Raw genomic sequence first — 12,029 nt, 5'->3', positions numbered from 1 at the left:
TGCCTTTAAAAAAATATTATCTTATGTATGTTATAATTTTAGCATTTTTATAAAGAAGAATAAAGGATTGATAAATAATGAAAATTAAAAAAATACTTTTACTAGTGACAATATCTTGTTTGTTTGTTGCTTGTAGCAATGATAAAGAAAAGCAGCAAAATGATGTAAATTTAAGCACCGAGACAAGTATAAATCAAAGTGATGATATGAATTTTAAACTTAATTTGATTGATGGAGGATCAATTTCAGTTAAAAAAGAAAATGCCGTTTTAAATTTCAACGATGAAGATAAGGCAACTTTGTTTGTATTTTTTACCACTTGGTGTACCCCTTGCATTGCTGAAATCCCTCATCTTAATAAATTACAAGAAAAGTATAACAATGATTTTAATATAGTTGGAGTTTTATTAGAGGATAAGTCTAATGAGGAGATTCAAAAATTTATAGAACAACATAAAATATCTTATAAAGTCTCCAATGGTGAAAATAACTATCTTTTAGCTAAAGTTTTAGGTGGGGTAAATGGAATTCCTACTATGTTTCTTTACAACAAGCATTCTAAATTGATTAATCAGTATTTAGGGCTTATTCCTGAAGAAATGCTAGAAATCGATATACAAAAGGCTATACTTTAATGTTTAATTTTTTTAAAAAAGGACTTACAAAAACTCTTGAAAATATTATTGGAGTTAAAGGAGAGAATAAAAAGATAACCAAAGATTTGCTTGAAGAAATTTTGCTTGAAGCAGATGTAAGTTATGAAATAGTTGAAGAGATAATTTATTATTTACCACCTCAAAATGAAGTAAAAAAAGAAGATTTAAAGCGTGTTATGGGTTCTTATTTTCTTTATGAAAAAAAAGAAACCAATCAAGAAAAACCTTTTGTAGAGCTTATTTTAGGAGTAAATGGAGCAGGAAAAACAACAAGTATTGCCAAACTTGCTTATTTATATAAAAACCAAAATCAAAAAGTGATTTTAGGAGCGTGTGATACTTTTAGAGCAGGTGCGATTGAACAATTAAAACTTTGGGCACAAAAAGTGGATGTAGATATAGTTTTAACTGCACAAGGGCATGATCCTTCAGCGGTTGCTTTTGATACCATTTCTAAAGCAAAAGCAAAGGATTTTGATAGAGTTATTATCGATACAGCAGGGCGTTTGCAAAATCAAAAAAATTTAGCCCATGAGCTTGAAAAAATTGTGAGAATTTCAAACAAAGCTTTAGAAGGTGCACCCCATAGAAAAATTTTAGTTTTAGATGGAACACAGGGAAATGCTGGAATTTTACAAGCTAAAGCTTTTAATGAGCTTGTAAAACTTGATGGTGTGATTATCACAAAGCTTGATGGGACAGCTAAAGGGGGTGCACTTTTTAGTATAGCAAGAGAGCTTGAGCTTCCTATTTTTTATGTAGGCGTGGGTGAGCAAATGACGGATTTACAAGAATTTAATGCAAATGCTTACTTAGATACTTTATTAGATCCTATTTTTGAATAATGGCAAAAAATAAAGCACTTTTTGAATGCCAAGCTTGTGGAAATCAACAAAGCAAATGGCTTGGAAAATGTCCTGATTGTGGAGCTTGGGATAGTTTTATAGAATTAAAAGCTGAGCAAATTAAAGTTTTAAAAGAGCTTGCACAAGTTAGTATGAAAACAAGTGAGGCTGTTTGTATTGAAGATGTGGAGTTAGAACATTTTACAAGATACAGCACAGATGATAATGAGCTTGATTTGGTTTTAGGCGGAGGGCTTGTTGAAGGTTCTTTAGTGCTTATAGGCGGAAGTCCAGGTGTGGGAAAATCTACGCTTTTGTTAAAAATTGCTTCAAATTTAGCTAAACAGGGTAAAAAAGTGCTTTATGTCAGTGGCGAAGAAAGTAAAACCCAGATTAAATTAAGAGCTGATCGTCTTGAGGCTAATACTCCGAATTTATTTTTACTTACTGAACTTTGCCTTGAAAATATTTTAGAAGAATTGCACAAAAAAGATTATAGCATTCTTATCGTTGATTCTATACAAACTCTATATTCAAATAAAATCACTTCAGCAGCAGGAAGCATCACTCAGGTGCGTGAGATTACTTTTGAACTTATGCGTGTTAGCAAGGCTTATAATATCAGTACTTTTATCATAGGGCATATTACTAAAGAAGGTGCTATAGCAGGGCCTAGGGTTCTTGAGCATATGGTAGATGTGGTGCTTTATTTTGAAGGAGATGCCACTAAAGAAATCAGACTTTTAAGAGGCTTTAAAAATCGTTTTGGTGGAACGAATGAAGTAGGTATTTTTGAGATGACTGCTAAAGGTTTGATCAGCGCAAAAGATTTGGCAAATCGTTTTTTTACTCGTGGAAAGGCTATTTCAGGAAGTGCTTTAGGTGTTGTGATGGAAGGATCTCGTGCTTTGGTTTTAGAAGTTCAAGCTTTAGTGTGTGAAAGTTCTTATCCAAAGCGTAGCGCTACGGGATATGAAAAAAATCGCTTAGATATGCTTTTGGCTTTGCTTGAAAGAAAGCTTGAAATTCCTTTAGGACATTATGATGTATTTGTAAATATTAGTGGCGGAGTAAAAGTAAGCGAAACTGCGGCGGATTTGGCTGTGGTTGCAGCTATTATTTCAAGTTTTAAAAATCGCCCTTTGAGCAAAGATAGTATTTTTATAGGGGAGCTTAGTTTAAATGGAGAAATTAGAGAGGTTTTTAGCCTTGATACGCGTTTAAAAGAAGCTAAAATGCAAAAATTTAAAAATGCCATTGTTCCTTCTAAGCCTTTGGAAGATATAGGGCTTAAGTGTTTTGTTGCTAAAGAACTTTCGCAAGTTTTAGAATGGATGTAAATTTTCATTAAAATATAAGTAAGATTTTGCTAAAATTTCGAGTTTAGAATAAAATTTTTGAGGAAACCATGAAAGATTTATTTTTATTTAGCTCTTTGCTTGATGCAAGTCATACTTTTTCTTATTTTTTTCACATAGGTTTGGTAGCTTTAATTGCTGTTATAGTGGCTATGATGGCTACTCGTTCTATGCAACTTGTTCCACGCGGTATGCAAAATTTAGGTGAGGCTTTTTTAGAGGGAGTTTTATCTATGGGTAGAGATACCATGGGAAGTGAAAAAGGTGCAAGAAAATATCTTCCTTTGGTTGCAACTTTGGGGATTATAGTGTTTTTTAGTAATATTATAGGTATAATACCTGGTTTTCACGCTCCAACTGCAAGTTTAAATTTGACTTTGTCCTTGGCTATTATAGTTTTTGTATATTATCATTTTGAGGGTATTAGGGCACAAGGTTTTGTAAAGTATTTTGCTCATTTCATGGGACCTATTAAACTTTTAGCTCCTTTGATGTTTCCTATAGAGATAGTCTCTCATCTTTCTCGTGTGGTTTCTTTGTCCTTCCGTTTGTTTGGAAATATTAAAGGTGACGATTTATTTTTGATGGTAATTTTAGCTTTAGTTCCTTATATAGCTCCGCTTCCTGCTTATGTGCTTTTAACTTTTATGGCATTTTTACAAGCTTTTATTTTTATGATTTTAACTTATGTATATTTAGCGGGTGCAACTGTTGTTGAGGAAGGTCATTGATCTATATTTTAGAATTTTTTAAAGGTGCATCTTTAGCTTTAATGCTTTTGTGCACCTTTTTTCTCCTTTTTAAATTTATATCTTATTTTTATCTTGTTTTGGGGTTTATTTTTAGCCTGCTTTTATTTTTGGTTTTTATGTTGTTTATAGAAAACTATGAACTTAAAAATCAGAAAAAATAGTTGTTTTATAATTTCATAATTTTAAAATTAAACAAATACAAATCAAAGTCTAATATTTAAAGCCTTTTCTAAAAGAAAAAAAGATAAAATAAAGCATTTAAAAATTCAAGGAAATTTTATGTTTGAAGTAGTTATAGGTCTTGAAGTTCATACTCAATTAAATACTAAAACAAAAATCTTTTGTTCATGTGCAACTTCTTTTGGAGAAGCTCCAAATACCAATGTTTGTCCCACTTGTTTGGCCTTACCAGGAGCTTTGCCTGTTTTAAATGAAGAGGTTGTAAAAAAAGCTATAGCTTTTGGAAAAGCTGTCAATGCAACAATTAATAAAAAAAGTGTTTTTAATCGTAAGAATTATTTTTATCCAGATTTACCTAAGGCTTATCAAATTTCACAATTTGATATCCCTATAGTAGAAAAGGGTGAGCTTTTTATCAATGTAAAGGGTGAAAATAAACGCATAGGTATTACAAGAGCACACTTAGAAGAAGATGCAGGTAAAAATATCCACGAAAATAATTTTTCTAAAGTGGACTTAAATCGCGCAGGAACTCCTTTGCTTGAGATTGTCAGCGAACCTGAGCTTAGAAGTAGCGATGAGGCAGTAGCTTATCTTAAAAAGCTTCATTCTATCATACGCTTTTTAGACATTTCAGATGCAAATATGCAAGAAGGAAGTTTTAGATGCGATGCAAATGTTAGTATAAGACCTAAGGGTGATACAAAACTTTATACTAGGGTAGAGATTAAAAATCTTAATTCTTTTCGTTTTATCCAAAAAGCTATAGAATATGAGGTAAAAAGACAAAGTGAGGCTTGGGAAGATGGAACTTACGAACAAGAAGTAGTTCAAGAAACCAGACTTTTTGATACAACAAATTTAGTTACAAGAAGTATGCGTGGTAAAGAAGAAGCGGCAGAATATCGCTATTTTCCAGATCCTGATTTATTGCCTGTTTTATTAAAAGATGAGTTTTTGGATATTAAAATCCCTGAACTTCCTGATGAGAAGAAAGCACGCTTTATAGACGAGCTTGGTATAAAAGAAAGTGATGCTGAGGTTTTAATCAGTTCTTTAGAAATGAGTCGTTTTTTTGAAAGTCTTATTTCTCAAAATTTAAATCCTAAGCTTTGTGTAAATTGGTTAAATACTGAACTTATGGGACTTTTAAAAGGAGAATTGACTATAGAAAATTCTCCCGTAGATGCTCAAAAGCTTGGAGTTTTAATTAAACGCATAGAAGATGGCACTATCAGTGCAAAAGCGGCTAAAGATGTCTTAGCTTTTGTGTTTGAAAATACTAGCATGGAAATTGATGAAGCTATAGAAAAGCTAGGACTTAAGCAAGTAAGTGATGACTCAGCCATAGAAGCGGTGATTGAACAAATTTTAAATGCAAATGCTGATAAGGTTGCAGAGTATAAAAGTGGTAAAGAGAAGCTTTTTGGATTTTTTGTGGGTCAAGTAATGAAAGAAGGCAAAGGAGCTTTTAATCCTGCAAAAGTAAATGAAATTTTAAAAGCAAAGCTTGGTTGATGCGTATAGCGGTTATTGGTGCGGGAAAATGGGGCAGTGCTTTACATCTAGCCTTAAAAGAAAATCACAATTGCTTTATCAGTTCTTTGCATCAGCGTGATTTAGAAGATTTTGTTAGTATAAAAGAAGCTTTAGAATGTGAATATCTTATTTTTGCTTTAAGTTCTCAAGGAATGCGTGCTTGGCTTAAAGAAAATTTTATCAACAAGGGACAAAAAATTTTAATTGCTTCAAAAGGCATAGAAGATCAAAGTTGTCAATTTTTAGATGAAATTTTTTTAGATTTTGTACCAAAAGAAAATTTTTGTGTTTTAAGTGGTCCTTCTTTTGCTGCTGAAGTAATGCAAAAACTTCCTACTGCTTTGATGATTAGTGGGATAAATCAAGGGCTTTGTAAAAAATTTGCAAGTTTTTTCCCTGATTTTATTAAAACTTATATTGATAATGATGTGCGTGGTGCTGAAATTTGTGGTGCTTATAAGAATGTTTTGGCGATTGCAAGTGGGATTAGTGATGGGTTAAAACTTGGCAATAATGCAAGAGCAGCATTGATTTCAAGAGGACTTATAGAAATGCACCGTTTTGGTAAATTTTTTGGCGCTAAAGAAGAAACTTTTTTAGGGTTAAGTGGAGCAGGGGATTTGTTTTTAACTGCAACTAGTGTTTTATCAAGAAATTATAGAGTGGGTTTAAAACTGGCGCAAAATCAAAAGTTAGATAGTATTTTAGCCGAACTTAATGAAGTAGCAGAAGGTGTAAAAACTGCTTATGCCATAGAAAAATTAGCAAAAATGAAAGGAATTTATACACCTATTGTAAATGAAGTAGTGGCAATTTTTAAGGGTAAAAGCGTGCAAGAAGCAACGCAGAATTTATTAAAGCAAAATGATTAAGGAAAAATCATGATAATTAAAAATGCAAAAATTTATGGAAATTCTTTACAAGATATAGAGATTAAAGAAGGAAAAATTACCAATATTGGTTCTAATTTAAAAGGCGAAGAAATTTTAGATGCTAAAGGTATGACTTTACTTCCATCTTTTGTGGATTTGTGTGTGAGTTTAAAAAACGATAAATTTTCTTTAGCTAATTTAGAGCTTTTGGAAAATGAGTGTCTAAAAGGAGGAATTTCTAGTATAGTTTTGCGTGATTGCATGGATTTTGATGAAGAAAGTTTTGCTTTATTTTTACAAAATTTAGCTCAAAGAAAGATGCAAATTTTTTCAAGTGTGCGGGTTAAGGATACAAACGGCAAGCTTAAAAATTTAGCCACTCTTTTAAATAAAGGTGCTTGTGCTCTAGAACTTGACAGCTCTTTAGATGCAAATACTTTAAAAGTAAGTTCACAATATGCTTTTATGAAAGACTCTCCAATTTTTGTGCGTTGTTATGATAAGGATTTTGATGATAATGGAGTGATGAATGATTGTGAAATGAGTTTTGAGCTAGGGCTTATAGGCATGAGTAAAATCGCTGAAACTAGCCAGATAGCTAAAATGAAAGAATTGGCTAAATTTTATAAAAATAAAGTTATTTTTGATCTTTTAAGTTTGAAAGATTCTTTAGTATTATTAGATGAAAAGGATTTAAAACTTGTAAGCATTCATCATCTTATCAAAGATGATAGTGCTTGTGAAGATTTTAATACTGCTGCGAAACTTATGCCACCTTTAAGAAGCAAAGAAGATGTTTTGGCTTTAAGAGAGGCTTTAAAAGAAGGAAAGATTAGCTTTTTAACTTCCCTACATAGTGCAAAATCAATTTCTTTAAAAGATTTAGCTTTTGATGAAGCGGCTTTTGGAATTCATAGCGTATGCGAATTTATAAGTCTTTGTTATACTTTTTTAATCAAAGAAGGATTTTTAAATTGGCAAGAGCTTTGTCGATTTACAAGTAAAAATCCTAGTAAATTTTTAGGTTTGAATAGTGGAGTTATAGAAGTCGGAAAAGAAGCTAATCTAGTTCTTTTTGATGAGAATGAAGAAATTTTTGCTCCAAAAAGTTCTCTTTATTCTGAGGATAAACTTTTTGGAAAGATTAAAATGCATATAATTAAAGGAAAAAATATTTTAGAAAAATAAGCTTTACTTAAATTCCTAAAGATAGTTTAAATCCTAAAAATACAAGTGCTGCCATAATACCAGCGGCTGGTAAAGTGATAATCCAAGCCAATCCTATAGGCTTCATCATAATCCAATTTGCATTTTTATTATACACTCCTATACCCAAGATAGCACCTATGAGTATATGGGTGGAGCTAACAGGAATTCCAAATTGTGTAGCTAAGAGTATAACTATGCTTGCACCAAGTTCTGCAGAAAATCCAGTAGTAGGGCGTATGGTTGCAAGTTTTGAACCCACTGTGGTAATCACTTCTTTACCTAAAAACCAAAGTCCTACAACTAGAGCAACTCCAAACATAGCTAAAGCAGCAAAAGGTACAGGAGAAGTCGCGTTAATTGTGCCGTTTTTTAAGACATCTAAAATCGCTGCAAAAGGACCTATAGCATTGGCTATATCATTGGCTCCGTGTGAAAATGCAAAACTAGAAGCTGTAAATATTTGAAACCATGAGAAAATTCTATCAGTAGTTTTATTAAGTTCTGTTTTTTTAACGATTTTGACTATAGCAAATGTTACAACATAACTTATAGTTCCTATAATTCCGATAATCCAAAAGTTTTGTAAAATATCCAAAGTGCTAACATTATTTAAACCTTTAAATAAAAACATTGCCGAAATGATAGCAGCAGCAATACAAGCAATGATTGGCATATGAGTTTTTAAAATAGAGTAAATATCTATATCTTTTTCTTGATCCTTAAATTCCTTCATTTTATTTCTATAGAAATTATTTTCTTGTTCTTCTTCATCCAAAGCTATAGCGGAAAGTTCTTTAATTTGTTCTTCTTGGGATTTTGTTTTTAAATTTAAAAAATATTTTTCTTTGAATTTTTTTCTTTCTTTTTTGATATTTTTCAAATCGTCATTTAGTTTTTCTGATGGTTTTAAAATTTTCTTATCAATATATGAATAAATAATATAAGCTACAATACCCCCTAAAAGAGGAGAAGCTACCCAAGAAATAGCTATTCTTAAAATTTCACTCCATTTAACCATAGAGAGTGTTTGGATCCCATCAAATTTTAAAAGCCCCATCATAATGCTAGCACCTACAATCCCACCAACTATACTGTGTGTGGTTGATACAGGTAAGCCTTTCTTGGTTGCAATAAAAATCCAAACCCCAGAGCTTAAAAGTGCAGCAAGCATAATGATAACAAAAAGCATAGGATCTAAAGAATTTGGAAAAATAACAATACCGCTGCGTATGGTCTTAGTAACTTCTGCGCCTGCGAAGATTGCTCCGCTTAGCTCAAAAACAGCTGCTATAATTAAAGCTTGTTTAATGGTTACTGTTTTTGCACCAACGCTTGTTCCAAAAGAATTGGCTACATCATTTCCACCTATATTAAATGCCATAAAAATGCCAAATATAGAAGCAAGAATAAAAAGAATGAGTTGATGTTGCGAAATATAACCAAATCCCCAAATAACAAATGCGATAGCACTGATAATAAAAATAACAAAAGCTATGAGGTTGTCTTTTTGCATTAATAACCCTTTTTTATTTTAATTATACACTTATTTACTTTAAATTTGCTAATTTTAATTTTTAGTCTTTGTGGAATTTTTATTTATATTATTTTTTTATAATAAATACTCAAACAAGAAATAATAAGGAATATAAGAATAATGAGGGGTATTTTTTATATAATAGCATTGTTTTCTTTACTCAATGCCGATGAACTTACAGAGGCTTTAGCAAAAAATAATAATCAAAATTCTTGGGAGCACTTTGATTATAAAAATACCAAAGAAGCTCCAAAAATTCAAGAAGAGAATGTGGATTTTAAAAGCACTTTTGATAGCTTGCTTTCAAAAACTTTAGAAAATAATAATGGTATAGATAAAACAGATGGGAATTTAGATTTTCAAAACGAAAACGCGCAGGTTAAAAATTTAAGTTCTCTTTATGAGGGAGAGAATAATTCTTTGCTTTTTCAAAAAGAACTTTTTGTGGCTCAAGATAATTATAATTACTCAGGGGGCTTAATCAATCGTTATGAAAAAGATGATTTTTTATTTGGAGTTAATGGTTTTATTGACAAACAAAAGGAACAAAAAGATACTAAAAGCTTTGGTGCAGAGTTTGGTTATAGTAAATTTATAAAGGCTTATAGTAATTATTACATACCCAATGAAGCAGAAAAAAATTTACAGCTTGGAATGAGTTTTGTAATTCCAACTTACACCGCTTTTGCTTTTGATATAAGCAAGGATAATGATAAAACTAATTATCAAGTATCTTACTCTCCTTATAGTGTATTTAGTTTAAATTTATTGCGTCGTGATTATAGCGCAAGAGAGACTGTTGATGATACCGTTGTTCAAGTTGGATTTAGTTTTAATTTCAATGAAAGTTTTTTAAAACAATTTAGGAAAAAAGATAATACTTTAGAGGAGGTTAATCGATATGATTTCCTCCAAAGAACCCATTAGTTCATTCCAGCATTATGGAATTTTTCTGGATTATCCATAGCATAGTTGAATTTTTCCCGATCAATTTGTTTATCCCAGATAGCAACGATTAAAGCTGCTACTGAATTTCCACAAAGATTTCCAACAGCCCTCATTTCAGACATAAATTTATCAACACCTAAAAGAACACCTATGGCAGCTACTGGTAGAACTTGCGCTAAGGTTGCATTTGCTTCTGAAATTTCCATATTTCCTAGAGCCGCAAGCGTACTTCCAAGCACTATAAAACCTGATCCAGTTACACCTACTGCACCTTTTGAGGCTATCATTAATACTATTAAAATACTGATTTCGTGTGCTAAACTTAAATTTACATTGAAAGCTTGTGCTAGAAAGATTAAGCTCATAGCTAGATAAATATTTGTACAATCAAGATTAAAACTATATCCCGTTGGTAAAACAAGTCCGACTGTTGCTTTAGAAAGTCCTGCTTTTTCTAGTTTTCTCATTAAAGGAGCAAGCGCAGACTCGCTTGAACTGGTTGCAAAAACGATCAATACTTCTCTTGAGATAAATCTCATAAATTTGAAGATATTTACTTTTGCAAAATAACAAATCAGGCCTAAGATTCCAAATATAAAAACAAGACATGAAATCAGCATTACTAAAAGTAAATATGCTAAGTTGATCAAAGAGCCAATTCCGTATTGAGCTATGAGTACAGCCATTGCTGAAAAGGCGGCAATAGGACTAAAATACATAATGATTTGTAGAATTTTAAAAACAAAATTTTGTACCACTTCAAAAACTCTTTGAATTGCCTGTTTATCTTCTATTCTCATTAAAGAAATAATCAAAGCAGTAATTATAGCAATGACTAAAACTTGTATGGTTTTTCCTTCTGTAAAAGGCGTGATAATATCAGTAGGCATAGCATCTTTTAAAATATGCATGATCTCAGAGCTCGCGCTTACTTCTGTGGTTTGAGAAATATATTTTTGAACGCTTTTTGTATCAAGTTGACTTGGATCAAGATTCATTCCATGGCCTGGTTGCATAACATTTGCCATAAAAATACCTATAGCAAGTGCTAAAGTACTTACAACTTCAAAGTAGATAACCGCTTTAGCGCCAATACTACCTACTTTTTTTAAACTTTCAAGACTAATGATGCCCAAAACCAAAGTAACAAAAATAATAGGACCTATAAGAACCTTTAAAGCACCTATAAAATAATCAACTCCTGGTTTGCTAGCAATGGCTAATTCTTTATCTGTATAACCAAGTATAATACCTGTAATAATGCCTATAATCACCCAAAATCCAAGACTTTTTATAATACGTTTATATAAAGGCGGTTTTCTTTCAGCTAAAGTTTGACTTAAAGTTTCCAAGTTTATTCACTCCTTTTGATCTTTTGTGAAATATAATTTTAACAATGCGTATTGTAAATTTTAACAAAAAAACAAATCTAGAAATACTTTCTTTTACATGATATGATAATTTTTTATATAAATGTTACAAAATTTCTCATTATTTGCATTATAAAATTTAAAATATTTTTTGAAAATTTTATAATTTAGTATACTTTTTATTGTTTATTGTTAGTAATAATTCTATTTTTGATTTATTTGTTTTATTGGGATGTTTTAATTATGAAAGAAATAGTTTTGTCTGAAAATGCTTTAATTACTTCTAAAACAGATCTTAAGGGGAATATCATTTATGCCAATAATGACTTTTTAAAATACGCAGGTTATAAAGTCGATGAGCTTTTGTATAAATCTCATAATATAGTAAGACATGAAGATATGCCACGTACTGTATTTAAATGTCTTTGGGATTATATTCAAAAAGGAGAAGAAATTTTTGCATTTGTAAAAAATAAAGCCAAGGATGGTAGTTTTTACTGGGTGTTTGCAAATGTAAGTGCTTCATTTGATGCCAATGGAAATATCATCAACTACTATTCTGTTCGTCGTGCGCCTAATAGAAAATCTCTTCCTATAATTGAAGAAGTTTATAAAATTTTACTTGAAAAAGAGCAAAAATCAGGCATTAATGCTGGAGTTTCAGCTTTAATGGATATTGTAAGTTCTTATAAAATGACTTATAATGAACTTGTTTTTAACTTACAAGAAGATAACTAAATAAGATATATTTAATCTTTTTTATTAT

Annotated in this window: 12 protein-coding genes; 10 read left to right on the top strand and 2 right to left on the bottom strand. The window is 31.0% G+C overall.

The window, feature by feature from the left end; genetic code table 11:
- The first annotated feature begins 77 nt into the window (after positions 1 to 77).
- The 8 genes from AJ936_RS08535 (at position 78) to AJ936_RS08500 (ending at position 7,390) form a co-directional block, all read left to right on the top strand.
- The gene (locus AJ936_RS08535) at positions 78 to 635 is read left to right on the top strand and encodes a TlpA disulfide reductase family protein (RefSeq protein ID WP_002861908.1); all 558 of its coding nucleotides are present in this window, start codon (positions 78 to 80) and stop codon (positions 633 to 635) included.
- Complete coding sequence (gene ftsY, locus AJ936_RS08530) at positions 635 to 1,501, top strand: signal recognition particle-docking protein FtsY (RefSeq protein ID WP_002880578.1); 867 nt, start codon at positions 635 to 637, stop codon at positions 1,499 to 1,501. Before AJ936_RS08535 ends, ftsY begins: the two co-directional genes overlap by 1 nt.
- On the top strand, positions 1,501 to 2,841 hold the full coding sequence (radA, locus tag AJ936_RS08525) for a DNA repair protein RadA (protein ID WP_044794125.1): 1,341 nt from the start codon (positions 1,501 to 1,503) through the stop codon (positions 2,839 to 2,841). The genes ftsY and radA overlap by 1 nt, the downstream gene beginning before the upstream one ends.
- A 68-nt stretch (positions 2,842 to 2,909) precedes the next feature.
- Entirely contained in the window at positions 2,910 to 3,590 is a 681-nt protein-coding gene (locus AJ936_RS08520) for a F0F1 ATP synthase subunit A (RefSeq protein WP_002858390.1), read from the top strand.
- Entirely contained in the window at positions 3,587 to 3,772 is a 186-nt protein-coding gene (locus AJ936_RS10635; protein WP_044779077.1) for a hypothetical protein, read from the top strand. The genes AJ936_RS08520 and AJ936_RS10635 overlap by 4 nt, the downstream gene beginning before the upstream one ends.
- 118 nt (positions 3,773 to 3,890) lie before the next feature.
- A complete protein-coding gene (gatB, locus tag AJ936_RS08510) occupies positions 3,891 to 5,309 on the top strand; it encodes an Asp-tRNA(Asn)/Glu-tRNA(Gln) amidotransferase subunit GatB (RefSeq protein WP_044779078.1) in 1,419 nt (472 codons plus the stop codon).
- Positions 5,306 to 6,202 carry an NAD(P)H-dependent glycerol-3-phosphate dehydrogenase gene (locus AJ936_RS08505; protein WP_079396983.1) on the top strand — a complete coding sequence of 299 codons (897 nt, stop codon included), beginning with the start codon at positions 5,306 to 5,308 and terminating at the stop codon, positions 6,200 to 6,202. Before gatB ends, AJ936_RS08505 begins: the two co-directional genes overlap by 4 nt.
- Before the next feature lie 9 nt (positions 6,203 to 6,211).
- Positions 6,212 to 7,390 carry a metal-dependent hydrolase gene (locus AJ936_RS08500; protein WP_044779080.1) on the top strand — a complete coding sequence of 393 codons (1,179 nt, stop codon included), beginning with the start codon at positions 6,212 to 6,214 and terminating at the stop codon, positions 7,388 to 7,390.
- A gap of 7 nt (positions 7,391 to 7,397) precedes the next feature.
- Here the strand turns inward: AJ936_RS08500 and AJ936_RS08495 are convergent, their stop codons facing one another.
- Entirely contained in the window at positions 7,398 to 8,924 is a 1,527-nt protein-coding gene (locus AJ936_RS08495) for an inorganic phosphate transporter (RefSeq protein WP_044779081.1), read from the bottom strand.
- 141 nt (positions 8,925 to 9,065) lie between these two features.
- Between AJ936_RS08495 and AJ936_RS08490 the strand changes: the two genes are divergently transcribed.
- On the top strand, positions 9,066 to 9,872 hold the full coding sequence (locus tag AJ936_RS08490; RefSeq protein ID WP_044779082.1) for an inverse autotransporter beta domain-containing protein: 807 nt from the start codon (positions 9,066 to 9,068) through the stop codon (positions 9,870 to 9,872).
- Here the strand turns inward: AJ936_RS08490 and AJ936_RS08485 are convergent.
- Positions 9,869 to 11,245, bottom strand: coding sequence for a cation:dicarboxylate symporter family transporter (locus tag AJ936_RS08485; protein ID WP_044779083.1), 1,377 nt, complete (start codon positions 11,243 to 11,245; stop codon positions 9,869 to 9,871). The two genes, AJ936_RS08490 and AJ936_RS08485, sit on opposite strands and share 4 nt — an antisense overlap.
- A 261-nt stretch (positions 11,246 to 11,506) precedes the next feature.
- Here AJ936_RS08485 and cetC point away from each other — a divergent pair, with 261 nt between their 5' ends.
- Positions 11,507 to 12,001, top strand: a complete 495-nt coding sequence (gene cetC, locus AJ936_RS08480; RefSeq protein WP_070210778.1) for an energy taxis response protein CetC — start codon at positions 11,507 to 11,509, stop codon at positions 11,999 to 12,001.
- The last annotated feature ends 28 nt before the right edge of the window (positions 12,002 to 12,029 follow it).

It is taken from the genome of Campylobacter sp. BCW_6877 (genome assembly GCF_001762445.1).
GTDB lineage: Bacteria > Campylobacterota > Campylobacteria > Campylobacterales > Campylobacteraceae > Campylobacter_D > Campylobacter_D jejuni.
This window is presented reverse-complemented; position numbering and strand designations above follow the sequence as displayed.